We start from the raw sequence: 26266 nt of genomic DNA on the forward strand, positions 1-26266 counted from the left end.
AAGATATTGGAAATCTAATGACCCCGGAAGCAGATCTACTCAATCTGCCTCCGGGGTCGTCTTGTTTATTTTGAAACGGAATGTTTAGATACAATAAACGCTTTGCCTGGCTTGATAAAAGCAACAGCATAGCCATTGGAGAAGGAGGAGGATTCCACTCTGTACTCAAGTTTAGTGAGCAAATGGCCTTGGCGATTGATGTAACCGAATTTTCCGTCCGAGACAGATGAGTTTGCTTGTTTACCGACTAAAGCAATGCCTTCCTTGAATGGAGAGGTAACGTCAAATTTTTGTTGATATTTAATGAACAATGCTCCGTTTTTATCAATAAATCCGACTTCGTTTTTTGCATTTTTCACACTCGCCAGGCCTTCACTAAAATCCTGGGCATCTGTAAATTTAAAGGGAATCGCGATTTTTCCCTGTTTGTTGATGAATCCCCATTTTCCCTTAGTATTTTGCACAGGGGCCAATCCTTCCGAGAAGTCTCCACCGGATTGATATTGAGGAGGAATAACTTCTTTCCCTGCTGTATTGATATATCCGTATAGCCCTTTGCTATTCTGAACAATAGCCAAGCCATCCGAGAAACCACGACTGTATTTATATTTATAAGGAATTGCTAGTTGACCAGAGGCATTCACAAAACCGATCTTGCCAGTGTTGGGGGCGTAGGCAAGAGCCAGACCGTCCGTAAATATATATTCTGAATCCCCATTTTCTTTAAAATGAGAAATGATTTTTCCCGTTCGATCTATAATTGCATTTTCTTTGGTGTCTGCTATGGTAACCTTGGCTTTTCCTTCGGAAAAGAAATTGGCTTCGGTATATTGGCAAGGGATGACCAGTGTCCCTTTGGTGTTAATGTATCCATAGAGATTGGTTTTTGTATTTTTGACTACGGCTCGCTGCTCATGAAAATCACCAATGGGTTTAAGCTCGGCGGGAAGTGAGAAAGCTTTCTCTCCTTTGGTATTGTAATACACGAGGTTTCCAGCAGATGTTTCAGCAGCCAATAAGCCATCATGAAAAGCACCATCGCTCAGCGGGCGAGCAACGTTGTAATCCAGAGCAGTTTTAGAAACTTCAATGGTTGTTGTGCCGGATGCGGCCCAGCCTGTTCCCATAACGGAGAGGCTAGTAACCAGAATCAATGCAGCTAATCCTAACTTTTTTAACATGCATAAGCTCCTTTGTGAGTTGATTTTTTAACTTTGGGCTTCGAAAAATCTTACCTTCATACGTAAGGTATTCCATAATATAGACGATAAAAATGTAGGAATGTTTCTTGATATTCTAAATTTTTCTAATTTTCATCTCAATAACCAGAAAGGGAGCAAGCTAATCGCTTGCTCCCTCTACACCTAAACCTGCCCTATATCTTTCGTATGCTTAACAGAGAGTTGCCGTTACGCATAAACTCATACGGAACCTTGGCCTCTGTCACCCGTAAGCCTTCTGCCTCCAGCTCAAGAATCAAACGATCTAGCAGATCTCCATAACAGCTCCAAACATAATTATCTTTTGCACGTTCTAGTGTTTCCATTGCATGCCCAATATCCAATAGGCCTTTGCGTTTCAGATCATCAATCTTGTGATCGTAGGCGATATCACTTGCGGTGATATCCAGCGAGGCTTTGGTGCCCAGAGCGGTGAAGGAACATGCTCCCGCAGGACAGTCCAAAATCTTTTTGCCTACAAGTTCAGAAATGTGCAAATTGAACATTTGGACGTACTCCTCAAACGTGCGGCCGATGAACACGACCCGGTCTAACTCTTGCTTGGTTTTACTTTGACTCTTCTCATCTCTACTCATCTCTTCTCACCTCAGCTATTCTTTGGCTACGGAGGAGCAACCAAGTTTACTCCGTAAGCTCATGTTAACATTTTACAGAATCAAATAACATATCATTTGGCAGAACCTCTTATTGTGAAAATCGATTCTATTGAGAGATTAAAGATAAGAGATCACGTTCATTTTCAAGAAAAAAAGTGAAGAAACAGTGTCATTTTAAAAAAAGTCTATACATATATATTAAATGTATAGACAAATCAAAAAACTGGATTTATAATTACGCTGTAAACGTTTTCTAGTAGTTAACATCCAATCAGACCTTGAAGGGAAGGAACAATCATGAAGAAAATTTTGCTGGCGTGCAGCTCAGGTATGTCTACAAGTTTGCTGGTTACTAAGATGCAGGATTATGCTAAGTCCATTGGAGACGAGGCTGAAATTTGGGCAGTAGGTCAAGATCAGGCGGCAGAAGACATGGCTAAGGCTGACGCAGTATTGATTGGCCCGCAAATGAGTTTTCTTAAAGGACAGCTGGAAAAGGAAGCAGCCCAATATGGTATTCATGTAGAAGTGATTGACATGATGGCATACGGGATGGTTGACGGTAAGAAAGCCTATGAGCAAGCAGTGAAGCTGGTGGAACGCAAAAATGGATAAAGTCAATATAGCCGAACTGACGGAAGAGCAAATTAGTTTCCAACTTATTCTTCATAGTGGAAGCGCTCGCAGTAAAGTGATTCAGGCGCTGACCGAATATCGAAATGAGAATGTAGAGGGTGCGGACGAACTGCTCAAACAAGCCAAGCAGGATTTACGTGCTGCGCATGATATCCATTTTCAAATGGTTAAGAAGGAAGCGGGAGGTACCCAAACTCCTTTCTCGCTCCTTCTAATGCATGCCGAGGATCATCTGATGTCCACGGTTACCATGAAGGATCTGGTTCTAGAATTGCTGGAGCTGTTCAAATCCAGAAATTTATAACGGAACATGTAAGTTTGTGAAATTTGGGACATGAAAAGCTTGCAATCCTATTGATGCAAGTCACTTCGCGGGGAGGAATAGGCTTTGTTTGAGAAATTAAGCCGGATACTGATACCTATTGCCGGTAAACTGAACAACAACCGCTATCTTACTGTACTGCGTGATGCATTTATGTTGTCATTTCCATTAACAGTTTTTGGCTCCATCATTGTCGTTATTATCAATCTGCCGTTTCTAAAAGATTGGATGGGCGACGGTAATTATGCGACTTTTAACAGTCTGCTGAACATTGCGCCGAGTGCCACCCTGAACATCATGACCTTATTCGTGGTTGTCGGGATAGGCTATTATTTATCCCGAAGTTATAAGGTCGAGCCCATATTCGGTGGCATGATCGCGTTGGTCAGCTTCTTGATGCTCACCCCGTTTGTGCTGACACAAGAAAGCGGTGCCACGATTGCTGGTGTCATTCCGTTGGATCGGATTGGGGCCAAAGGCATGTTCCTTGGCATGATCGTTGCTTTTATAGCTGCTGAAATTTACCGAAGAGTGACACAGCGGAACATTGTTATCAAAATGCCTCCAGGCGTTCCGCCAGCCGTTGCCAAATCGTTTGCCGCTTTGCTTCCGGCGTGTATCACATTGGGCATATTTTTGATCATTAATGTTGTAGTTACACTGACTCTTCATAATAACCTGCATGATCTGATTTATCATGCTGTACAGGCACCTCTGGTGCACTTGGGCAGTGGTATTATACCTACATTAATTGCTATTTTCTTTGTTCAGCTTTTATGGTTCTTTGGGCTTCATGGTCAGATTATTATCAACTCAGTCATGGAACCGATCTGGAATACGCTGGCACTTGAAAACTACGAAGCGTACTCCAAAGGAGCGGAACTGCCGCATATTATCACCAAGCAGTTTGTGGATATTTATACCGTAGGTATCGGTGGTACAGGTATGACACTGGCCGTAGTGCTCACGATTCTGATCTTCCTGAAGAGTAAGCAATTGAAGCAGGTCAGTAAGCTGGCCCTTGGACCGGGTCTGTTTAATGTCAACGAGCCCGTCATATTCGGTTTGCCGGTTGTGATGAATCCGCTTATTTTTGTCCCATGGGTCATTGCTCCAATGATCGTTACGCTGATTACTTACTTCGCCATGTCTACTGGGATTGTACCGCCGCCAAACGGAATACAGGTTCCTTGGACGATGCCGTTGTTCTTTAGTGGAATGATGGCTACGGGATCTCTGATGGGAGGCGTACTGCAGTTGTTTAATATGGCTGTCGTCTTTGTCATCTGGTTCCCGTTCCTAAAAATTATTGATCGGATGAACGTTCGTAAAGAGCAGGAAGAGGAGCTTAACCAAACAGCCATTGCAGGTAAGGATCAAACTGTTGGAATGTAATGTGAATAAGCTGCTAGATTAGCAACTTATTCATGCAAAAGAGAGAGGAGTAGAGCTGTGAATCATACCGAAATGAAAGATATAGAGCAGCAAACCATTCAATACCGTTTTCCATCCGACTTCTGGTGGGGCTCATCGGCCTCGGCTACCCAGACAGAAGGAACCGTGGAGGGAGACGGCAAAGGACCGAACATTTGGGATTATTGGTTTGAGCAGGAGCCGAACCGTTTTTATGACGGCGTTGGACCTGGCGAAACGTCCCGTTTCTATACCCGTTATAAAGAAGATATTGCACTCATGAAAGAGCTTGGTCACAACTCCTTCCGGTTCTCTATTTCCTGGTCGCGTCTGTTTCCGGCAGGGAGAGGTAAATTGAACCAGCAGGCAGTTCAATTCTATAATGCCGTAATTGAAGAGTTGCATCAGGCGGGTATTGAGCCGTTTGTGAACTTGTACCATTTTGATTTGCCGATGGCTTTACAGGAAAAAGGAGGCTGGGTGAACCGGGAGACGGTCGAAGCTTACGTGGATTACGCTAACACTTGCTTTGAGCTATTCGGGGATCGTGTAGCCAAATGGTTTACGCATAACGAGCCGATTGTCCCGGTGGAAGGCGGCTATCTGTACGATTTCCACTATCCGAATGAAGTGGATTTCGGTAAAGCCGTACAGGTGGGATATCATACCTTGTTATCGAGCGCGAGTGTCATTAAGGCTTACAGAGAAGGCGGTTATAAGGGCAAAATCGGAATTATTTTGAACCTGACGCCGACTTATCCGCGTAGTCAGCATCCGGCAGACGTGCAGGCTGCTGAAATATGCGATGCGTTCTTTAACCGTTCCTTCTTAGACCCATCTGTGACGGGAGAATTCAATCCTTTGCTCGTGGAGCTGTTACGCCAAGAGGGATATGTACCAAGCATGGAAGACGGAGATCGGGAGATTATACGCCAGGGCACTGTAGACTTGCTGGGTATTAACTATTATCAGCCGCGCAGAGTCAAGGCTCGTGAAAGTCTGCCGAACCCAGATGCACCTTTTGTGCCGGAACGTTTCTTCGATTATTACATCATGCCTGGTCGCAAGATGAATGAGATGCGGGGCTGGGAGATTTATGAGAAAGGCGTTTACGACATCCTGACCAATGTCAGAGAAAATTATGGCAACATTGAATGCTTCATTTCAGAAAACGGAATGGGCGTTCAAGGTGAAGAAAAGTTCAGAGATGAACAGGGTATGATCCGCGATGACTATCGCATTGATTTTATCCTTGAGCATCTCAAGTGGGTTCAACGGGCCATCTCAGAGGGCTCCAATGTGAAGGGCTATCACTTATGGACCTTTATGGACAATTGGTCCTGGACGAATGCTTATAAAAATCGCTATGGTTTTGTGTCTGTCGATCTTCAGAACGGTGGCAAGAGATCCGTTAAACAGAGTGGGCACTGGTTCAAACAGGTGATCGAGAATAACGGATTCTAAGGTGGTCCTCTGGACCGCCTTTTTTTCTTCATCATCATCAAAGAACTGTGCTGTACGCCGCTGGTGAGAAAGTATAATGTTCGGTATACTTACTTATACCGTAATACCTCAATGTCCCCGCCTGCAGAGCCAAAAGAACCAGCGCTACCGATGTTTTGGTAAAATGCTGACATAAAACAAATTTTAGTACAGGTGGTAGACCAATGAACAAATACGAACGGATTGCACAAGAGGTCAAGAAGCGTATTATAGACAAGACCTATAGCAGTGATGATCCGATTCCCGATGAAATTTCACTGGCCAGTGAGTTCCGGGTAAGTCGGATGACGATTAAGAGGGCATTGGATACGTTGGTGTCGGAAGGGCTGTTGAATCGTAAAAGAGGACACGGAACCTTTATCGTCAAATCGATCTACAATGGCCCGGTTAATGTCGTTGTGAATGAAATGCTGGGGCTGACAAACGTACTGCGCGGGAAAGAAATCAAAAGTAAAATTATAGCCTTTGACGTTCAATTTCCATCTGAAGAGGTAGCGGCGCATCTATTTATTGATGCCAATTCTCCTGTGTATCGTGTAGTCCGTCTGCGTATTGTAGAGGGCGAGCCGTATGTGATAGAGCGCACATACATGCCTACGAAGCTGATCAGCGGTATTACCGAGCAGGTGTTGCACGGCTCAGTGTACAAACATATTAAGGAGGAGCTGGGCCTTAATATTGTCAGTTCACATCGTACCATCCGCGCGTCCAAGTCGACCGAGCTAGACTGGGAGTATTTGGATTGTGGTGCGGATGATCCGGTTTTAGAAATTGAGCAGGTAGGTTATCTGGATACGGGTATACCGTTTGAATACTCATTCTCACGGCATCGGTATGATAAATTTGTGTTTACCACAGTAAATCGGGTACGTTGAGCGAATGAGTACGAAACAGGTGGTAAAGCAAACATGGCAGAAGAAGCCTATCTAATATGGGATTCTCCTGCCATGTTCTTTTTAATGAAGCAAGTTAATTGCCAAGCAATCTTACTTCATGCACCGTAGGGGTATACCAGTTGTTTGGATTATTAAATAACACCGCATTTACAAGATTGATTCGTACGTAACGGGCCTGAAAATTAACTTTGTCACTGGTAAAACCATACGTGGTATTACCTGTGCGGTCAATCGTGGAGTAGTTAACTCCATCCGTGCTGTATTCAATTTTATATTTGTAATACGCTTCAGATCCTTTGTACATAAACCATGAAATATCCACTTCGCTGATGGTCTTGGTACTGCCCAAATCGACCTGCCACCAAGCGGGCCAGGATGCGGAAGCAGCTTTCCACGAGGTTTGGGCGTTGCCATCGTTCGCCAGTGAAGCTGGAGAACTGGATGCGGCTGAGCTCGCAGTCGCTGTTTTGCCCTGTGCGTGATTCACAAGGGACGGTAGGATTACTGTGCCTGTCGCATCATCCAGATCCCAGCTACTGTACCAGTTCAGGGTTGCTGTTTTATTGGAGTCATTCAGGGTTAGTGGCAACCAGATGAATTTGTGGTCGCTCAGATTGAGCGGATTCCATCGGTCGCCCATATAGATGTAGCTGGTTCCTGCGCTACCCGTAATCGTGGCGATGGAATGGATTTGCGAGCCGTAAGCTGCCGGGTCACCGAAGGGCGACAGAGCAGACCAGCTTCCAGTCATGGAACTGGCGGTTGCGTAAGCGCCCTGATTCGGATACCAGCCGGATGCCTGCGAGGTGAACAGGTAGTAGGTATTGTCCTTTTTCACAACAGCAGGAGCTTCGCGATAGCCATTTTCAAAAATCCAGCCAACGAACGACTGTACGCCTGTATAATCGGCTGTCAGCTTGAAGATCGCCATCGTATCGTTGGCGCCGCCATTTTTACGGGAAGCCGTAATAAGGTAGCCGCTACCGTCAGTATCCGTGAACACCGTCATATCCCGAGACTCGTAATTCAGCGGGCGGAAGCTGCCTTGGTAGGCAAAATTTCCGTCGGGTGTATCGCTGGTAGCGACGGCTACACGACCGAGTGAGTAGTCCGTGCCATTTTCATAGTGCGCCCATAGTACATATTTTCCGGTGGTTTTGTTGTAGATGACTTTGGGACGCTCGATTTTGCTGGAATTCAGCTCAGGGGCGGAATCTTTGGTGAGAATACTGCTGCGGAAGGACCAATTTTTCAAATCGGTTGAGGTATATACGTTCACTTTTTCAAATTTCCAGTTTTCGGCGTGCTCGCCGTACCAATAATAAATAGAACCTACTTTTAGAATATTACCGCTGTTCGCCTGAATCGGGTTACCTGCGGTGTCTTTCCAATCCGTTCCGTTCGTAATGGCTGTGCTTGCTGTTGCGCTCAGGGATAGTTCAGCATTGGCGACGTCCAAACCATTCAGCGCTTGGTTCACCTCGGTCCCGTAGGTTGCTTGCATAACGCCTGTTGTATGGGCATGTGCTGTATCGGGTTGAAGACCCGCACTGGCCACTGCGAATAGGATACAAATCCATGCGGCTAACCATTTGCTACTGTTGATCCACTTCACGATATCGTCTGCCTCCTTTAACACGGATAGGATGGGCCGAAACGGCTTGTCCGGCACCTCATCTTCAATTTTATCCTAATTGGGAGCGTTTACAAGTGGAATGAATTGAAGTCTTTAGCATGGTGAAACTGTTGTTACGAGAAAGGACAAATCTGATCATTACATACAAAATAGGTATATAGATATTTGAAACTTTGGGGAAAGCTCGTCAGTTATGTGGGAAGTGTGTTTTAATTGTGCGTTTTGTCATTGACACGTTCACATTGTTTCAAATTTAAAGTGACTGGAATCACATAAACGGTTACTTTATGTGGGTATACTGGGTTTTAAATTGAGGATTAACAAATGGGACATATGTTGAAATACCCTTTGTTATCTTATTTTGGAGAGAAGAGGGATACAAAGATGCTAAGTGAGCAAACCATTGCAACGATCAAATCGACTGTACCTGTTTTGGAGGTACACGGAACTACAATCACCAAGCGTTTTTACCAGATGATGTTTGAGGCCCATCCCGAGCTTCTCAATATATTCAATCACGCGAATCAGAAGCAAGGACGTCAACAGGGAGCGCTGGCCAATGCTGTATATGCGGCTGCACAGCACATTGACCGCCTGGAGGAAATTCTTCCGGTGGTACGCCAGATTGCACATAAGCATCGCAGTTTGGGAATTAAGCCCGAGCATTATCCTATCGTCGGAAAATATCTGCTCGCTGCGATCAAGGACGTACTGGGAGATGCGGCTACAGACGAGATCATTGCCGCATGGGCCGAAGCCTACGGTGTGATCGCTAACGTATTTATAGACATGGAAGCTGAAATGTACAAGGAGGCTGGACAGCAGCAGGGAGGCTGGTCAGACTTTAAGAGCTTTGTTGTGCAGAAAAAGGTTAAGGAAAGCGACCAAATTACGTCCTTTTATTTGGTGCCGCAGGATGGGCAGGTGTTGCCTGAATTCGAGCCTGGACAATATATCAGCTTAAAGATGGAAATTCCGGGCGAACACAATACCCACATTCGTCAATACAGTCTTTCGGATGCACCGGGCCAATCTCACTATCGGATATCTGTAAAGCGTGAGGATGCTGTAGAGTCCCGCCCGGCAGGTAAAGTATCCGTGTATCTGCATGAGCAGGTGCAAGAGGGCGATGTGCTTCAAGTATCTGCACCGGCGGGTGATTTTACGCTGGATCGGACAGATCGCAGACCTGTCGTGCTGATCAGCGGAGGGGTCGGACTAACCCCGATGGTTAGTATGCTGGCTTTCTTGGTGAAATCTGCTCCGCATCGGCCTATCACTTTTGTCCACGCAGCAGTCAATGGGGATAACCATGCTTTGCGTAATGAGGTAGAAAAGCTGGTCGCCACACATGCACAGGCTGTAGTTCGCTGGTGTTACAGCAGACCAACGGAGCAGGATCGGCTGGCACAGGCTTTTCACAAGGAAAGCCGTTTGGATCTGGCCTGGTTACAATCCGTGATACCGGATCGGAACGCCCAATATTATTTTTGCGGCCCTGAGGGATTCATGCAATCGGTATACGGCCTGTTGAAGGAGTGGAATATCCCTACTTCGGATATCCACTATGAATTCTTTGGTCCTGCCAGCGCATGGGAAGCAGAAGCACAATGACACAATGAAACATCAAAAAAGACGAAGGATATTTATCCTTCGTCAGAGTGTCGAGAAAGTCCAGAGGACTTTTCGACACTTCTATTTTTATATGGGGAGACGCATCTTTTAAAACAAAAATCGATTTAAAACGATCTGAGCACCCTAGTTTTTAGACCACTAAGACAGTTTTAAACCCCCTGCAAAAAAACAGGGGGTTTCTCGACAGCCTGACGAAGGATATTTATCCTTCGTCTTTTTTGCGATGATTACGATCGAAAATCCTACTCATTGGGTACTACTTTTCAAAGTGCGCTCCTGTTTTCATAACAAGGGAGTACGCAAAAATTCCATACTTCGCGGCATATATGGGCGTAAAGCCTCCGGAATACGGATCGAACCGTCCTCTTGCTGATGATGCTCCAGCAACGGAATCAGAATCCGGGGCGAAGCGACCGCTGTGTTGTTGAGCGTGTAGCAATATTGCAGCTTGCCATCCGCATTGCGGTACCGGATGTTGGAACGGCGCGCCTGGAAATCAAGCAGCTGGGACGACGAATGTGTCTCGCCGTAAGCTTGGCGGCTGGGCATCCATGTCTCGATGTCCACCTGCTTGTAGGTTTTTTGCGCCATGTCGCCTGTACAGACAGCCATCTTGCGATAAGGCAGCTCCAGCTGTTGAAGCAAATCTTCCGCATTGCGCGTAATTTCTTGAAACATCTGCTCCGAAGCGTCCAGGCTGGCTTCGCAGATGACGACCTGCTCAACCTTGGCAAACTGGTGCACACGATACAGTCCGTGCACATCTCTTCCGGCTGAGCCGACTTCATTACGGAAGCATACGGACACGGCAGCCAGCCGAATCGGGTCGGTAACATCCACGATCTCACCGCTGTAATACGAGACTAGCGGCACTTCCGAAGTGCCTACAAGCCACTGATCCTCTCCTGTGATGCGGTACGTCTGATCCAGTCCGAGCGGGAAGAAACCAGTGCTGCGCATCGCCTCTGCACGTACCATCAGTGGAACGTCCAGTAACTGGAAACCACGTGCAGTCAGCAGATCCACCGCAAGCTGCTGCACAGCCCGATGCAATGCAACCCCTGCTCCCGTCAGATAGTAGTTACGGGTACCGGCTGTTTTGACACCCCGAGGGACGTCGATTAGCTTATGAAGCTCACCGAGCACCATATGATCCTTTGGTTCAAATCCGAAGTTCGGAACCGGCCCGATCCGCTCCAGTTCTACATTATCGTCATCCGATCTTCCCCGTGGCGTATCTGGCGATACGATATTAGGCATCAGAAGCAAAAGCTGTTGAAACTGTTCCTCTACTTCCTGTTGCGGGGCTTCCAGAAGATCTAGCCGTTCGTTAATTTCTTTGACCTGTCGCTTTGCCCCTTCTGCCTGTTCACTCTTGCCGTCATGGATTAGCGTGCCAATATCCTGACTACACTGATTACGCTTCTGTCGAAGCTGTTCGACTTCCTGAAGTAGCTGTTTTCTCTGATCATCCAGGGTCAACAGCTCCACGACCGATACCTGTATTCCTTTGCCGTCTGCTGCCGTCTGAACTTGCTCTTGATGCTCTCTGATCCATTTGATATCCAACATGACACCGCACTCCTTTTCGGATAAAAATACAAAAAGCGCCCTCATCCACATGGGACGAGGAGCGCTTTGATCTCGCGGTGCCACCCAAATTGACCGGACAGCATGACAGATGTCATGACTCTCCAATCCACTTTGCTCCGCTGTAACGGGCGGTCCGGTTTACTTAGGTACATATCGCCATATCCTACGCTAACGTATGGTCCTTGGCGTAAACGCCTCCGAGTTGGATGCTCTTCACAGGCATAATATCGTTTGCTTTTTTGTTAGTATACGGATTTTCGGCAGGGTAATCAAGGGCATGAGTCTGCACATTGGATTAATTCCTTTTTTCATCGTGATCTTTCCAATAAAAATAAATACACAGCGTAGACTCTGCAACACATCCATGCGGATTTCATGTTTGCGAAGGGGAAAGGTAGGCTTTTTTTCATATGTATATCCATTCTACTTCATCTGCGATCATGAAACTGGAAGAATATATAAGTAAAAGCCCCAATTTACCGTCCAAAATGGGCTATAGTCTCTATAATGACTTTTTAATTTCATGTAAAATGTAATGATTACCAAAATGGACAGCAATGGAGGAGAACATGGAGGATTTTAAAGATCGTTTACATACGATCCGCCAAGAACAGAACAAGCTGCTCAAGGAGTATCAAACATTAATCGCGGACTATGAAGCCTCAGATATCATTTTGGAGAATGAGGTTCTGCGAAAAAAGTTCGAGGATTATCAGGCTCGCTGCATTCACTTGGAAGAGCGAGTACGACATATTGAGCAGGAAAATGGAAAGCTGCGCACTGCGCTAACGGAGCAAATGCTGAGTGAAAAGGCGAATATGATTCGCATTTCACGTGAAAAGCTGGAGACCTATTTTGCTTCCAGAACCGCAGAAGGGAGAAATCGGCTGACATCCTTTGAATATGGGGCTAAAAACCGGGTGGACCAACTTATTCAGCAAACTACGCATGAGCTTAAAGAAGATCAGGACGAGATCGTCGCCAGACTGCGACTGTTCTCAGAGGAGATTCGTGACCGGATCATGGAACAACGCGAGCGGTTTCAGGAGGCCGAGCGCCAATTGCTTCATCAGACGGCAAGCGAGTTTCAGCAACTCGGAGAAGAAGAGATCAGCGAGGAAACGATGCAGAAGCGCATGAAGCAAAATCAGTTTGAAATGAAGCTAGGCTTGAACTGGATCAACAAGCTGGGGATTTTGCTCATTATATTGGGTGTGGGAGCCGCTTTTAAATACTCATACTCGAACTGGTTCACAGGAAATATGAAGGGCGTGGCCTTCTTTCTGCTAGGAGCGCTGATGCTAGGAGGCGGCGAATGGCTGTACCGCAAGCAGAAGCAGACCTTTGCGCTCGGTATTTTGGGCGGCGGTATTTCTGTACTGTACGGATCGATTTTTTACAGTTACTTTTTGTTAGAAATCATAGGAATGTATACAGGCATAGGCTTGTCCGTACTCGTTACGGTGACCGCTGTGCTACTGTCATTAAGGTATGAATCCCGAACGATATGCTCTTTCGGTTTAGTAGGGGGGTATCTTCCGCTCTTTTCTTATATGGCAGCCAACGGGCTGGAAGGGAACGCCGTGTATATCGCCATGGGCTATTTGTTCCTGTTAAACCTGCTGATTCTGCTTGTATCCTTCCGCAAACGGTGGGGCGTCGTGCAATATATCAGCTTTCTGCTTAATACGCCCTTGATGATTGTGCTGGCGTGGTTATCGGAAAGCACCGTAGCGAGCATGCTGTATGCAGTCATTACATTTGCGATGTACCTCGGGATGACACTGTGGGTGCCTTTCCGTTTAAAAACAAAACTGTCATGGCTGGATTTCTCCCTATTGGCTCTGAATACAGTCGTGAGCTGTTCCGTTCTGTATTCTCTATTCGGCGATGCAGGCCTGGATGATTATAAAGGCTTGCTGGCTCTGGTCTTTTGCTTGGTGTACGGAGGTCTGGGACAATGGGTCCGTCGATATATTCCAGAGGAGAAACAAACCAAAATATTATTTTATGCGACTTCTTTGACCTTTGCCATCCTCATGATTCCGTTCCAGTTTGGAGTTAGATGGTTATCTATGGGGTGGTTGATCGAAGCAGTTCTTCTTACATTATATGGACACCGTTACCGGTTGAAGGAATTGGAACGAGCGGGCTGGGGCATTTTATTACTGTGTCTAGGCGCATTCTTTTTCGTCGATTTCCCTATATATCTGTTGTCAGGATTTGAGACGGATTATTTTGGACTCAAATATACGCTCATTACACTGGGAATGTTGATCGTTACCGTCTTCTATGCGATTGAATTTAGCCGTCCGAATGCTTTCAAAAACAATCGGTTGTACGAAATGCATATCATGCAAGGATTTAAATATGTAGCTTTGGTGAACGTATATTTCTACCTTTTGTATGAAGCAGGGCATTGGTATAACATCGTCTTATCCGACGAGTTTGCTCATTACACCTTGTACAAAGTATTGTTGTATGCCTGCATATCGCTGGTGTTGGCTTATTTCCTGCCTAAGGTGAGGTTGCTGTATGATCGGGTGATTAAATACTACAGCTTGGCGTTGTACGTCATAGGCTACGCGCTGGCACTGGTGGTTACTGTAACGGTTCCGACCTTGCATGAAAATTATGCGCAAAATACGGCTGCTGATTATGTGGCATTGGTGGTACTCGCAGCCTTTAATGTGCTGGTATTCTTCAGCAGCAGGGATTTCCTGAACGCACTGATGACCCGACATTATAGAAGTAACGAGTTGTATCCGGTCATTATGGGTGTATATTTGCTGGGCATCATAACGGCCTTTCTCGGAGTTCAGTTCCGTCTGGGGGATGCTGGTCTTGTGTTCAGTCTGGTGTATTTGCTACTAGCCATTTTGTATATTGTATACGGCTTCCTCAAGCGAGTGGTCTACATTCGCAGATTTGGATTGGGCTTGACCTTGCTGTCGACAGGTAAGCTGCTGTTGTATGATCTACATCTGTTAACGACTGGAAGCACGATTGTAGCCTACTTCTCTTTTGGTGTTGTACTGTTGGCGATTTCGTATATTTATCAAAAAGTATCTAATCGCATGGGAGAGACCATAATAAAGAAGGATGTTGAAGAAAATATGTAGTTTTCTGTTGTATTTTGTAGATACCGAACATTATGAAAATAAATCCGGTAATAGTGAAAAATTATGCATGACCTTACATCCTACTTACGCTATAATGAGTAAAAATTATTTATGTACGCATGCTCAGTTTATGCGTAAGTAGAGAGAATGAGGGGGATATAATGAGTTTGAGCAAGGGGCAGAATAGCCTGTCTGATAAAAATGAACGCTTCTCGTCTGCTGGATTTATATTGGCGGCGATCGGCAGTGCGGCAGGACTAGGTAACATTTGGAAATTTCCGTATATTACAGGACAATATGGCGGAGCTGCATTTTTCTTATTGTTTATTGTCTGCCTGTTGCTTGTTGGTTTGCCTGTACTTTTAGCGGAGCTTGCACTTGGTCGTGCAGGTCGAGGAAGTGCTGCTTCTGCAATGGTAAAAGTAGGCGGTCATCCAATTTGGGGCAAGATGAGCATCATGTTTGTTATCGTGCCGTTTGTTATCTTGTCGTTCTATGCCATTGTAGGGGGCTGGACACTGCATTATGCCGTTGAGGCATTTAGCGGAAATCTGTTTTCGAATAATGATTTTGCTGGACAGTTCGCTTCTTTTTCCTCCGGCTATGCGCCGTTGGTTTGGCTGTTAGTTGTTTTTGCATTTACAGCAGTCGTGGTAACTCTTGGGGTATCGAACGGGATTGAAAAGTTCAATAAAATTTTGATTCCTGCCAAGGTCATCCTGTTGCTCGTGTTGATGATTAACGCTCTTATGCTGCCAGGCTCTGGTGCGGGCGTATCCTTCTTTCTGAATCCCGACTTCTCTAAGCTAAGTATAGAGTCTGCATTGGTTGCTTTGGGACATGCCTTCTTCTCACTCTCACTGGGGATGGGAATTATGATCACGTACGGTGCGTACGTAGATCGCCGTCAATCGCTGGGTGGAGCCATGCTGGCCGTTGGTGGCGGAGATTTAATCTATGCGTTTATCGCAGGTATGATTATTTTCCCTACAACCTTCTCCTTCGGAATTAATCCAGCTCAAGGACCATCGCTGGTTTTCATTGCTTTACCGGCTGCTTTCTCGGCAATGCCTTTTGGTGCATTCTTCGGCGGTTTGTTCTTCGTACTGCTGGCGGTTGCTGCATTAGGTTCTATGGTATCCTTGCTGGAAGTTCCAGTAGCCTATGTCATGGAGCGTATGCGTTGGAGCCGGGTTCGCTCCGTTATCGTCGTATCGGTCCTGTGCTTGATGCTGGGCGTCCCTTCTGCATTGTCCATGGGGCTGGTGCCTGAACTAAAAGTAGGGGATAAATCATTCTTTGATTTCGTAGACTTTACCGCATCCAACATCTTCTTACCGTTAGGCGGTTTGTTGATTGTTATATTCACAGGTTATTACTGGAAGACTGCGGCTGAGCATGCGAACATCAAACCCTTCTGGTTCAACGTATGGTTATTCGGTCTTCGGTATGTTGCACCGATCCTGATGTTGTTGGTCTTCCTTCATACCTCAGGTATCATCAAATTTTAAGAGAATAGAATACTAATAAAAAGGCATTTTCTTCCTAAGGGAAGAGATGCCTTTTTTTGTATATCTATCAGTGGTTACCTAACTGTGGAAAGGAATGATATAATAAAAACATTGTCATTAATTTTAACTTCATTGAAATCATTACGATTATGAAGTTTTATATAATGAATGAAAAGGCTACAGGGCATCGCAGACGATGTGCAGGAGAGGGAAAGGGCAGAAGAGCATTGAAACAGACAGGGAGCTTGAATTTGCAAGAAGGACGGCGGCTGAAATGAAGTCTAATCGGTTGTCGTCACAACGTCGTTATATGCAAGGTTTGGATGGTTTAAGAGCGCTGGCGGTCATCGCAGTCATTGTGTATCATCTGAATCCGGATTGGTTGCCGGGTGGTTTGTTGGGTGTAGGTGTGTTTTTTACTTTGTCGGGGTATCTGATTACAGATATTTTGGTTAGTCAGTGGGATACATATCATAGTTTTAAAATGAAAGATTTCTGGCTGCGTCGTGCCAGAAGGTTGCTGCCTGCCATGTTGACGGTTGTGGCTGTCATCGTCCTGTGCTCGTTGCTCTTCGATCCGTCACGGCTAACGGCCTTGCGTGGAGATGTTCCTGCCGCATTGGTGTATATGAGTAATTGGTGGTTTATTTTCCATCAGGTTTCGTATTTTGAAAGTTTCGGCCCCCCTTCTCCGCTTGGGCATCTGTGGTCGCTGGCGGTGGAGGAGCAGTTTTATATCCTGTGGCCTTTACTGCTGGCGCTCGGGCTAAAATTCATGCCCAAGCGTATTGTGCTCGCAGGCTGGGTGACTTGTCTGGCATTAATATCTGCGCTCCTGATGGCCGTGATTTACGTACCGGGAAGCGACCCGAGCCGGGTGTATTACGGCACGGATACGCGTGGATTTGCTTTACTAATTGGTGCGGCGCTGGCATTGGTATGGCCAAGCGGCAAACTGAAAGAGAAAGCTTCTGCTAAGGCGCGTATGCTCTTGGATAGCATCGGTGCAATAAGCTTGCTGTTGCTTTGTCACTGGGCGTGGGCCTCGAATGAATATGACCCATCTCTGTACCGGGGCGGCCTGCTGGGCATAGCTTTAGTCACTGCTATTGTGGTCGCAGCGTTAGCACATCCGGTAAGCCACCTTGGTCGTCTGCTTGGAATCAAGCCGCTACGTTGGATTGGGGCCCGTTCCTACGGACTGTATCTGTGGCATGTTCCGGTTATCACGCTAACGACGCCTCAGGTAGATACCGATGGCGTGCATGTGCTGCGCATCATTTTACAATTGCTAGCTACCGTATTGCTGGCGTCTCTCTCGTTTAAATATATCGAGGAGCCGATCCGCCATGAAGGATTCCGCCACTGGATCACAGGAATCCGTTCTGCGGTTCGTAGACAGGCGCGGTGGAGATGGATGCCTACAACTACAGCGGCTGTGCTGTTTGTAGGTATTCTCGTGGGTACCGTCCACCTGTACGTGGCTTCTCCTGATGCAACTATTCAGGCGGCATCAAGCGATGAGAATCCAGTCGCAAAGGCAAAGGCGATGCCGCCGCTTCACGGAACGGTATCCGTGGCTTCCAAGGAGCCCCAAGCCATCAAGCTGCAAGGGTCCGAGGGCAGCAAGGCGCAGACCCCAGTCCCGTCTCAAACCCAGACGCCTAAGAATACGGCGGTCCAGGCTGGTACTACGGACGATGTTACGAAACCGACGGAACCTTCGGACAAACCCAAAGAAGCTACGCCTATGACACGTGATGGCTCGAGTGTTACCGCCATTGGAGACTCTGTCATGTTGGATGTACAGTCGTACATTCAGGAATCCTTCCCGGGAGCTGTTGTAGATGGGCGGATCGGCCGTCAGATGGCGGAGGCGCCTGCCGTACTGGAGCAGCTAAGACAGAACGGACAGCTCGGTAAGACGGTTATTATTGAGCTGGGCACGAACGGCGCTTTCACCAAGGACCAGTTATCCGATCTGTTGGCTAGCCTGAAGGATGCGAAGCGTATTATACTTGTGAATACCCGTGTGCCTCGGCCGTGGGAGAGTATTGTGAACAAGCATCTTGCCGAAGCAGCGTCCCAGGACCCGCGAATTACAATGATTGACTGGTATGGAGCCAGCTCTGGTAAAAACTCCTATTTCGAGCATGACGGAGTACATTTAAAACCTAAAGGTGCTAAAGCTTATGCGTCCTTGTTGGCTCAGGCCCTCACGAAGCAATCGTAATAAACTGCAATGATACTCATAATTATGTAAATGCAAGACAAGAAAGCCACCGGGAGTAGGTTGTCCTCTGGTTGAAGCGCATCCCTAAATTTTCATCGGCTAAACCTAAGGGTTTTTCCAATGTCTATTCTAAGGTGTGTACACCAACCCTGATCCGGTGGTTTTTCTTATTTTAGTATGGAGGTACATAAGCTAATGGAAAAGGGCTATTCACATAGTAGAACGAGTGAGCACCGCTTGAAGAGGAACAGAAGAAGGCTGATACTGATTGCTATTATATTATTTGTGGCAGGCTGCATTACTTTCATTGCGATAAAGGTTTCGGATAGCAAGCCACACGCGCCGACCCAGGAGCTTGCTAAAAAAACGGATTCCGGATCATCAAACGTTAAATCCAGCGCAGGGGCAAAGGGTAAAGCGGCCTCTCCAAAAAACGATCCCGATGTAGAAGACGGTGCCTTTGTTGAAAAATATTTAAATCAGCAAATGTTAGGACAAATGCCCGATGGAGCTGATGGTAAAAAAGTGGCCTACTTATCCTTTGATGACGGACCATCCGTGACGGTCACACCTCAGATATTGGATATTCTGAAAAAGCAGAAGGTCAAGGCAACCTTTTTTATCGTAGGAAAAGAAGCCGATGAAAATGAACATACCAGGAACATTATCAAAAGAATTGTTAAAGAGGGTCATGCGATAGGAAACCACACGTACTCTCATAATTATAAGTATTTATATCCTAACAGGCGGGTAAGCACAGACCATGTTATGCAGGAGATCGAGAAGAACAATCAGGTTCTAAAAAGTATTCTGGGGCCGGAATTCTCCACCAGAATGATCCGCTTCCCTGGGGGGCACATGACATGGAACAGAAGAGATCCACAGGGAATGGCTGCTCTGGATAAGGTTTTGCGTCAAAAGGATTACCATCAGGTGGACTGGAATGTATTAACGAAGGATGCAGAGGGAAGATCCAAGAAAGCACCGGCACTAATCAACCAGTTTATAAGGTCAGTCAAAGGTCGAGAAAAAGCAATTATACTCATGCATGACACCTATGGTAAAGAAGAAACAGCCAAAGCATTGCCGCAAATCATAGAATATCTGAAGAAACAGGGATATGAATTTAAAGTTATGAAGTAAGTAAGATAGGCATAAATGAGGAAAGGACGGGGCTGATGGCCACCGTCCTTTTTGCTATTAAGGTATATCGTTCGCGTATTTTAGATGCGTTCTGCTTCACCCATCGCCTGAATGAAAGCTCCGATACCTTTGGGATCGTTGGTTATAATCGGCTCGCTGATATAGTAAGCGAAGGTACCATCCCGACGATCTTTACCACCCAAACCGCTTACTTGCACCGTTTTGTTCAGATTTACGAGTCCTTCTTCAGTAATCGTGATAAATTCATCGATAATTCCCTTACGGATGATTTCTGCCTCTTGACGATATTGCTCTGGCAGATAGCCTTTGCGAACGCCCTTGGCAATAGCATAAAGAATCATGCAGGAAGCAGAGGCTTCCAGATAGTTGCCTTTCACATGGCCCAGGTTGAGCACTTGATAAAAGACTCCACTTTCTTTATCACGCACTTTCAGCAGGGCTTCCAGTGTTTCCGTCAGCATATCGATCAGGACAGGACGGTCTGCATGATCCTCTGGAATATAGTCCAGCACGTCAACGAGTGCCATAACGAACCAACCCATCGAGCGTCCCCAGAAATTTTTGGAACAGCCTGTTTCCGGGTTGCACCAATGCTGCTCACCCTTCTCATCCCAAGCATGGTAGAGCAGACCCGTTTCAGGATCACGCGTATGCTTGTAGCAAAGCTTGAATTGTAGGGTCACATCGTCAAACTCTGACGGATCTCCGAATTCGCGGATAAATTCAGCGTAGAACGGGGCACCCATGTACAAGCCGTCGAGCCAAATTTGATACGGATAAATTTGCTTATGCCAGAATGCGCCCTCGCTTGTGCGTGGGTGTTTTTCCAACTGACTTCGTAATTGGTAGGCTGCCTTTTTGTATCGTTCATCTCCTGTGGCACGATACAGAGAGAAGAGCAGCTTGCCGTTATTCACGTGGTCAATATTGTACTCATCTACTTTATAGCGCTGAATTACGCCATTTTCGTCAACAAAATGATCCATATGTTTTTTTATAAATTCCATGTACTTGGGATCGCCTGTCAGTTCGCCAACCCATTCCAGACCTCTGTAAATCACGCCATGGTCATATTCCCATTTTTCGTAAAATTCCGGGCTCCGTTGTAGAACGGAATCGCTCATACGTACAGCCCAAGAATCTGTTTTTGTAGGACTGGTGGTTGGTTGTGATGTTGGATTTGCCATGATACAGTCACCTCTTTAGTAAATGTTTAATCTGTAATTGTTATTGTTGTTACATAGATGGAGTGTGTGTCTTAGGGTCAACGGGTTTGTTCTTGAAGCCCACATTATTGTTACCCCAGCACCGATCGTAATGGAAACCTGTCAGTTCCTCGAATACCTTCCGGGCTTCCGGTTTAGCTGATTTCATGGAGCCACCGTTTTTGAGGCGGTCAATTTCGGCGATTAGCTTCTTGTGGCTGTCAATATCCAGCTTCATCACGACAGAAGCAATCATACCGATGATCGCGAGAACGATAGTACCAACCACAAGTACATAAAAGATGGCGTGCTGAGCAGCGACGGGCTGACTATCAGCCCCGGATACAAAACCAAAATGCTGTAACACCCAGCCGAGAATGAAGACGACAACGGCCCGCACCATTTTTCCGGCAAAGGTCATCATACCTGCATAAATACCTTCCCGGCGACGGCCGGTCAACGCTTCATCCACATCGGCAAGGAACGTGTATTGATTCCAAGGAATGTAGTAGACGCCCCCAGTACCAAGCCCCATGAACAGGGTGATGACATATAGCCATACCATCGTATTCGAGGCTCCCGTTATATAGAGCAGGCCATAACCTGCTACGCTAAAGCAAACGACAACGAGTGCGGCGATGAAAGGCATACGGAACCCTTTACGCACGCAGAATTGGATGAAGAAATAGGTAGAAATCAATTGAATGACAGAGTTAAAGCTGTTCAAATTGGATACCATCTCCGAGCTTTGGAACAAGGAGAAGACAATAAAGTACGTAAAAGCAGAAGTAAACAGCCACTCAGCTGAAAAGCCGCCCAGGTACATCCCGAGATGATGACGGAACGTTTTGACTCGGAAGGTAGAGGAAATGTCGACAAACAACTTTTTCATCGAATCTATAAAGGATAGCGGAGCTTCACCTTCCAGTTCCTTTTGCAGTTCCTCACTTGGACGTTCCCAGGAGTTTTTGTACAAGAATGCCATCGCAATCAGCAGAATAGCTGCAAAAACGAGACCGGTATAAAAGAAAGGCAATGGAGAGTCTTTGCCATACTCGGCAATAAAGCGACCAGGGATAAAAGCGGCAGCGAAATTGGCAATTTTGCCAAACATGGCCTTCCATCCAGTCAATCTGGAGCGTGCGCCGAAGTCTCGGGTCATCTCTGACGCTAGTGCTTCATACGGCACCATGACAGAGGTATACACTAGTTCAAACAGCACGTACGTGCTCAGGTAATACCAGAAGCCCAACCCATCTACCCAAAGCATCGGATACACGAGCATCAGCGGGATACCCATCATGATGAAAAAGCGTCGTCTGCCGAATTTACGGCCCAAGCGGGTCCGGTGAAAGTTATCGCTGATAAAGCCCATGATCGGATTGCTGACTGCATCTATGATGCTGGCAACAGAGAAAATGGCCGCGGCCTGAACGGGAGACAGTCCGCAAAAGGTTGTATAAAAGTACATTAACCATGCACCACTAATAGCAAGTGCGCCACTTCCTAGCATGTTACCGCTTCCATAGGCGAGTGTATGTTTCAGTGTGATTCTTCGTTCCATGATCTGTTCACCTCATATTTTGTCTGGTTATGAGGACAATCACCGGTCGCTATATTATGCAAAATTGTCTGAGTTGGTAGATGGGCCAGGGCGTCCTGATTAGGCGGGGCTTTTAACGTGCCCCTATATTTTTTCCGCTCGGAGTACCCGAGCCGATCAGATCGCTTCCTTTGGCCAGCTTAAGGAAATCACCTAGCTGGATGGAACCGTCTGCACTTCGAGTGATGGAAGGCGTGAGACTAACAAAGTCGTCTGCACTGACTACCAGACCTTTGGCATTTGTCGATTTTTTGTTTTTCCACCAAACGCTAGAGTTGTCTTGATCTGTACCGCTTGTTTTGTCACTGGCGCTTCCCTCAAAGGAAAGATTGTTAATGAACACGTGATCACCCTTGTCAAAAGCAAAATTACTTTGTCCATTGTCCCACGAAGTATTATTGGTCAACGTAATGCTGCCGGGGTTGCTATTGTAGGTGAAGCCGTGTTTTTTGTTCTGGAAAGCAATACTGTTTTTCACAATATGGTTGACTTTGATTTTGTCTCCACCCAGCTTAAAGCCGTTGCCGTCGCTGTTCGCGGTAGACGTTCCATCTGCGGTCTGCCCGTTGTGGTGGGCCACACTGTTCAAAATGGTTACTTCGCCGATAGGACCCGTTTCGGTTTTGCTATACAAATCCCAGCCATCGTCTACGTTGTACGCAGCCAAGCAGTTATCAAACACATTGCCTGATCCCACAGTCAATTTGGCAGCGAAGCCATCGGCATCCTCACCATTATCGGGATCAGCGTTATCGTGAGAGTAAGAATTCAAAATCAAATTGTTCGATGGCCACTCACTATTGGAAGCGTTAGGGGAGTAACGTCCAAGCTGAAGTCCAGTATCCCGGTTGTGGTGGGTTTCCACGTTTTCGATTCGGTTATTGCTGCCGCCGATATAGATACCATTATCTCCGGCCCCCTTTACTTCAAGGCCCTTTACCAGCCAAAAGTCTCCGTTAAGCTGAAGTCCACGATTGGCTGAACCAAAGGCTTGAGCAGAGAAATCAAGTACTGGCTTTTCACTACCGTAAGCGACCAACCCTTTGAGTGAGCCGTTATTGCCGCTATTTTCACGCTGAATTGTAATCGTTGAGGAGTAGGTGTAGTTACCACCGCGCAGGTAAATGGTTTTACCAGGAGCAATTTGTGTAAGTGCTGCTTCGAGCGTGGTAGGACTGGATATTGTACCCGGATTGGACACGTTACCATTTGGCGCCACATACAAATCTCCTGCCGCTAATGTTGTGGAGACGGTGGTTGAGTCGGTTGTACTAACTGCCTCTTCTGTAAGTGCGGAAGAAGGGGTGTCGTTGGATAACGTATCTGCGTAAGCGGTTCCAATAAGGCAAGAAGAAGCAAAAACAAAAGAAACACCGAGTCTTAGAGCGTTAAAGCCGGTTTTTGGACGATCATTTCGTTTAAACATTTAATTTCCTCCTTATTTGAGCTCATATTTTAAAAGAAGATAGCATCTATAAAAGTGACTCATGCTGTCTTTCCACTAAAAACAGGACACCTCCTGGGGGAACAGATTGATCTACCATTAGTCCAAAACGCTCTAAGAAGTATATGCACAGTGTAATATATGTTAACGTTTGCATCAACAGTTTTTTACTGTTTTTATGATATTGTGAAAAAAAGTTCACACTTTTGTTTCAACTATAGTTGTAGTTTTGCCACACTGGGAAAATTTGATTATACTTAAACATTATACATATAATAGGAATGAAAACTGTGGGAAAGGGTGGGTGTAGCGCATGGAGAGTGGAAATCATTTGACGGATTCAACTGTCGAACAATTGCAGGAAAAGCAGCCACGAGTGAAAAATGAGATGATCGATTGGCTCAAGGCCATTATTGTAGCCATTGTGTTCGTGTTCATTATACGTTGGCTATTATTTGCGCCATTTATTGTTGAGGGAGCGTCCATGGAACCGAATTTCAAGACAGATGAACGAGTGGTCGTGAACAAGGTGATTTACGATTTTCGTGATCCCAAGCCGAGTGAGGTTGTTGTATTCCATGTGAGAAAGGAACAAAAAGACTTTATTAAGCGTGTTATTGGAGTGGCTGGAGATACAATTCAGTATCAAGGTGACAATCTTTATGTGAACGGTAAGAAAGTAGAGGAGTCATACATTCAGGGAGCTATTCAGGATGCGCACGCCAAGGGAGAACTATATAACAATGTTGATTTTCCAAATGGAACCATAACCGATTCCAAGGTACCTGAGGGGTATATTTTTGTGATGGGTGACCACCGCAATAATAGTAGGGATAGTCGTGCTATTGGCTTTGTCTCTATTAAAGATATTGTTGGCCGTGCGGATGTGATTTTTTGGCCGGTTGATAGCGCACAATGGGTTAAGCATAAATAATATAAGAGCGCCTAAGAGGGGGGGATTCCTCACTTAAGGCGCTTTTTATTTTATAATCTCATTATACTTTTTTCGTAAACGGGTCAGGAAGCTTGCGCCAATCCTGCTCCATTTCTTCAGGGGTCAGCAGTGTCTCATCCAGGGTGCGCTCGATTTCTTCCCGGTTCATGTCGATGCCAATAAATACGAGTTTGGTAACCCGATCACCATACTCTTCGTCCCAGTCAGGTGTTTTTTCAAAATCTTCACCGAGATAGTATTGGCGTTCTTCTTCAGTCAAAGCAGATACCCACAGTCCTGCGCGTGCGAATTGTTTGGAGCTACCCGCCTGGCTGAATGTAAAAGCAGTGCGGTTCTGCGTGGCGAGCCACACCAATCCCTTGGAGCGTACAACCTCAGCAGGCCATTGAGCCAGCCATTTCAACAAACGTTCGGGATGAAATGGGATTTTGCGCTTGTACACAAACGAAGCAATGCCATATTCTTCTGTCTCGGGTACATGCTCTTCTTTGTTCATTTCCTGTATCCAGCCTGCCGCCTGACTAGCTGTTTCAAAATCGAAGCGATACGTGTTCAAAATCTCTTTTGGGTCCACTTTACCGTACTCGGAACGGATGATTTTGGCGTTTGGTTGAATGCCGCGTAACGCTTTTTCCAGTCGTTCTAGCTCCTCAGGGGATACCAGATCGCATTTGTTAATGATCAGCACATCACAAAATTCCACCTGCTCTATGAGCAGATCAACGATGCCGCGTGCATCCTCCTCTGCCGCTTCCTGTCCGCGATCCTTGAGGAAGTCTCTGGAGTAGAAGTCCTTCCAAAATTCCGGTGCATTCACGACGGTGACCATAGTATCCAGTCGGGTCAGCTTGGTCAAATCAATTCCATTTTCCTCGTCTACATAACTGAAGGTCTGGGCTACCGGAATGGGCTCACCTATACCCGTGGACTCGATAAGAATATAGTCAAACCTTTTGTCGAGTGCCAGTCGTTCTACCTCTTTTAATAAATCTTCCCGCAAGGTGCAGCAGATACAACCGTTGGACATTTCCACCAGCTTCTCATCCACACGAGATAATCCTCCACCTTCACGAACGAGATCAGCATCAATATTTACCTCACTCATATCATTGACGATGACTGCTACCCGCAAGCCTTCCCGGTTGTTCAGCACATGGTTCAGCAGGGTGGTTTTGCCGGAGCCGAGGTACCCGCTTAGTACCGTGACCGGTATTTTCTTTTCCAATTCCATAGCGTTTGCCAACGTAATCACTCTTCCCTTCGAAAGTATCATGAAATGTCGAATGTGCTGTAGTGGTTATCATGCGAGATAGGAAAGCAGAGGTGCTTTCTTTGTTTTACTTAATCGTAATAATTACGAATAGTAAAATTAGTAAATCATTATTAAGAGGAATTGTCAAGGAAGGCAACACCAATACACCTGATAAGAACTGAATTAATTTTCAAATCGATAAATAATTAAAATTTTAGGTAATTTGTACGATAAAATAAGTATCCATGATGGAACAGATTGAGCTTAAGTTGTATAGAGTTGTGGCGGCATGGCGTCAGATTAGAG

The 26266-nt window shown here is 46.0% G+C and carries 19 protein-coding genes; 11 read left to right on the plus strand and 8 right to left on the minus strand.

The features are described from left to right. Positions 1-65 precede the first annotated feature (65 nt). Both NLX74_RS05015 and NLX74_RS05020 read right to left on the minus strand, forming a co-directional pair. A complete protein-coding gene (locus tag NLX74_RS05015) occupies positions 66-1181 on the minus strand; it encodes a WG repeat-containing protein (RefSeq protein ID WP_254328103.1) in 1116 nt (371 codons plus the stop codon). 194 nt (positions 1182-1375) lie between these two features. Beyond that, positions 1376-1816 (minus strand): hypothetical protein, encoded by a 441-nt coding sequence (locus tag NLX74_RS05020; protein ID WP_254328104.1) that lies wholly within the window; start codon positions 1814-1816, stop codon positions 1376-1378. A gap of 318 nt (positions 1817-2134) precedes the next feature. Between NLX74_RS05020 and NLX74_RS05025 the strand changes: the two genes are divergently transcribed. The 5 genes from NLX74_RS05025 to NLX74_RS05045 all read left to right on the plus strand — a co-directional run bounded on the left by NLX74_RS05025 (position 2135) and on the right by NLX74_RS05045 (position 6586). Further along, on the plus strand, positions 2135-2452 hold the full coding sequence (locus NLX74_RS05025; RefSeq protein WP_013312603.1) for a PTS sugar transporter subunit IIB: 318 nt from the start codon (positions 2135-2137) through the stop codon (positions 2450-2452). Beyond that, on the plus strand, positions 2445-2777 hold the full coding sequence (locus NLX74_RS05030; protein WP_013312602.1) for a PTS sugar transporter subunit IIA: 333 nt from the start codon (positions 2445-2447) through the stop codon (positions 2775-2777). The genes NLX74_RS05025 and NLX74_RS05030 overlap by 8 nt, the downstream gene beginning before the upstream one ends. Before the next feature lie 84 nt (positions 2778-2861). Next, entirely contained in the window at positions 2862-4190 is a 1329-nt protein-coding gene (gene celB, locus NLX74_RS05035) for a PTS cellobiose transporter subunit IIC (protein WP_039271894.1), read from the plus strand. Between the two features lie 72 nt (positions 4191-4262). Beyond that, positions 4263-5672: a glycoside hydrolase family 1 protein gene (locus NLX74_RS05040; protein ID WP_254328332.1), complete on the plus strand. Its 1410-nt coding sequence runs from the start codon at positions 4263-4265 to the stop codon at positions 5670-5672. Between the two features lie 203 nt (positions 5673-5875). Continuing rightward, complete coding sequence (locus NLX74_RS05045; RefSeq protein WP_039271892.1) at positions 5876-6586, plus strand: GntR family transcriptional regulator; 711 nt, start codon at positions 5876-5878, stop codon at positions 6584-6586. A 94-nt stretch (positions 6587-6680) separates the two neighbouring features. On the opposite strand, the gene NLX74_RS05050 is transcribed toward NLX74_RS05045, so the two are convergent. After that, positions 6681-8222: a discoidin domain-containing protein gene (locus tag NLX74_RS05050; protein WP_254328105.1), complete on the minus strand. Its 1542-nt coding sequence runs from the start codon at positions 8220-8222 to the stop codon at positions 6681-6683. 405 nt (positions 8223-8627) lie between these two features. On the opposite strand from NLX74_RS05050, the gene hmpA reads away from it, so the two are divergent. Then, a complete protein-coding gene (gene hmpA, locus NLX74_RS05055) occupies positions 8628-9857 on the plus strand; it encodes an NO-inducible flavohemoprotein (protein WP_254328106.1) in 1230 nt (409 codons plus the stop codon). Between the two features lie 303 nt (positions 9858-10160). On the opposite strand, the gene serS is transcribed toward hmpA, so the two are convergent. Further along, positions 10161-11450 carry a serine--tRNA ligase gene (gene serS / locus NLX74_RS05060; RefSeq protein ID WP_254328107.1) on the minus strand — a complete coding sequence of 430 codons (1290 nt, stop codon included), beginning with the start codon at positions 11448-11450 and terminating at the stop codon, positions 10161-10163. A gap of 590 nt (positions 11451-12040) precedes the next feature. On the opposite strand from serS, the gene NLX74_RS05065 reads away from it, so the two are divergent. The 4 genes from NLX74_RS05065 (at position 12041) to NLX74_RS05080 (ending at position 19480) form a co-directional block, all read left to right on the plus strand. Further along, entirely contained in the window at positions 12041-14593 is a 2553-nt protein-coding gene (locus NLX74_RS05065; protein WP_254328108.1) for a DUF2339 domain-containing protein, read from the plus strand. A gap of 161 nt (positions 14594-14754) precedes the next feature. Further along, on the plus strand, positions 14755-16104 hold the full coding sequence (locus tag NLX74_RS05070; RefSeq protein WP_235306694.1) for a sodium-dependent transporter: 1350 nt from the start codon (positions 14755-14757) through the stop codon (positions 16102-16104). A gap of 274 nt (positions 16105-16378) precedes the next feature. Further along, a complete protein-coding gene (locus NLX74_RS05075) occupies positions 16379-18337 on the plus strand; it encodes an acyltransferase family protein (RefSeq protein ID WP_254328109.1) in 1959 nt (652 codons plus the stop codon). A gap of 195 nt (positions 18338-18532) precedes the next feature. Further along, positions 18533-19480 carry a polysaccharide deacetylase family protein gene (locus tag NLX74_RS05080; protein WP_254328110.1) on the plus strand — a complete coding sequence of 316 codons (948 nt, stop codon included), beginning with the start codon at positions 18533-18535 and terminating at the stop codon, positions 19478-19480. Between the two features lie 80 nt (positions 19481-19560). On the opposite strand, the gene NLX74_RS05085 is transcribed toward NLX74_RS05080, so the two are convergent. The 3 genes from NLX74_RS05085 to NLX74_RS05095 all read right to left on the minus strand — a co-directional run bounded on the left by NLX74_RS05085 (position 19561) and on the right by NLX74_RS05095 (position 23735). Next, a complete protein-coding gene (locus NLX74_RS05085; RefSeq protein WP_235306691.1) occupies positions 19561-20688 on the minus strand; it encodes a glycoside hydrolase family 88/105 protein in 1128 nt (375 codons plus the stop codon). A gap of 49 nt (positions 20689-20737) precedes the next feature. Next, positions 20738-22270 carry an MFS transporter gene (locus NLX74_RS05090; RefSeq protein WP_013312587.1) on the minus strand — a complete coding sequence of 511 codons (1533 nt, stop codon included), beginning with the start codon at positions 22268-22270 and terminating at the stop codon, positions 20738-20740. 112 nt (positions 22271-22382) lie between these two features. After that, entirely contained in the window at positions 22383-23735 is a 1353-nt protein-coding gene (locus NLX74_RS05095; protein WP_235306690.1) for a right-handed parallel beta-helix repeat-containing protein, read from the minus strand. Positions 23736-24066: 331 nt separating this feature from the next. Between NLX74_RS05095 and lepB the strand changes: the two genes are divergently transcribed. Beyond that, on the plus strand, positions 24067-24687 hold the full coding sequence (lepB, locus tag NLX74_RS05100) for a signal peptidase I (RefSeq protein WP_254328111.1): 621 nt from the start codon (positions 24067-24069) through the stop codon (positions 24685-24687). Between the two features lie 61 nt (positions 24688-24748). On the opposite strand, the gene NLX74_RS05105 is transcribed toward lepB, so the two are convergent. Beyond that, positions 24749-25951 (minus strand): GTP-binding protein, encoded by a 1203-nt coding sequence (locus tag NLX74_RS05105; protein WP_302058500.1) that lies wholly within the window; start codon positions 25949-25951, stop codon positions 24749-24751. Between the last annotated feature and the right edge of the window lie 315 nt (positions 25952-26266).

Source organism: Paenibacillus sp. MZ03-122A (genome assembly GCF_024213325.1).
Lineage (GTDB): Bacteria > Bacillota > Bacilli > Paenibacillales > Paenibacillaceae > Paenibacillus > Paenibacillus polymyxa_B.

Excerpts from the sequence above, each read along its gene's own strand:
- NLX74_RS05015 (WP_254328103.1), bottom strand. The coding sequence starts at position 1,181 with ATGTTAAAAAAGTTAGGATTAGCTGCATTGATTCTGGTTACTAGCCTC.
- NLX74_RS05020 (WP_254328104.1), bottom strand. The coding sequence starts at position 1,816 with ATGAGTAGAGATGAGAAGAGTCAAAGTAAAACCAAGCAAGAGTTAGAC.
- NLX74_RS05025 (WP_013312603.1), top strand. The coding sequence starts at position 2,135 with ATGAAGAAAATTTTGCTGGCGTGCAGCTCAGGTATGTCTACAAGTTTG.
- NLX74_RS05030 (WP_013312602.1), top strand. The coding sequence starts at position 2,445 with ATGGATAAAGTCAATATAGCCGAACTGACGGAAGAGCAAATTAGTTTC.
- NLX74_RS05040 (WP_254328332.1), top strand. The coding sequence starts at position 4,263 with ATGAAAGATATAGAGCAGCAAACCATTCAATACCGTTTTCCATCCGAC.
- NLX74_RS05045 (WP_039271892.1), top strand. The coding sequence starts at position 5,876 with ATGAACAAATACGAACGGATTGCACAAGAGGTCAAGAAGCGTATTATA.
- hmpA (WP_254328106.1), top strand. The coding sequence starts at position 8,628 with ATGCTAAGTGAGCAAACCATTGCAACGATCAAATCGACTGTACCTGTT.
- serS (WP_254328107.1), bottom strand. The coding sequence starts at position 11,450 with ATGTTGGATATCAAATGGATCAGAGAGCATCAAGAGCAAGTTCAGACG.
- NLX74_RS05065 (WP_254328108.1), top strand. The coding sequence starts at position 12,041 with ATGGAGGATTTTAAAGATCGTTTACATACGATCCGCCAAGAACAGAAC.
- NLX74_RS05070 (WP_235306694.1), top strand. The coding sequence starts at position 14,755 with ATGAGTTTGAGCAAGGGGCAGAATAGCCTGTCTGATAAAAATGAACGC.
- NLX74_RS05075 (WP_254328109.1), top strand. The coding sequence starts at position 16,379 with ATGAAGTCTAATCGGTTGTCGTCACAACGTCGTTATATGCAAGGTTTG.
- NLX74_RS05080 (WP_254328110.1), top strand. The coding sequence starts at position 18,533 with ATGGAAAAGGGCTATTCACATAGTAGAACGAGTGAGCACCGCTTGAAG.
- NLX74_RS05085 (WP_235306691.1), bottom strand. The coding sequence starts at position 20,688 with ATGGCAAATCCAACATCACAACCAACCACCAGTCCTACAAAAACAGAT.
- NLX74_RS05090 (WP_013312587.1), bottom strand. The coding sequence starts at position 22,270 with ATGGAACGAAGAATCACACTGAAACATACACTCGCCTATGGAAGCGGT.
- NLX74_RS05095 (WP_235306690.1), bottom strand. The coding sequence starts at position 23,735 with ATGTTTAAACGAAATGATCGTCCAAAAACCGGCTTTAACGCTCTAAGA.
- lepB (WP_254328111.1), top strand. The coding sequence starts at position 24,067 with ATGGAGAGTGGAAATCATTTGACGGATTCAACTGTCGAACAATTGCAG.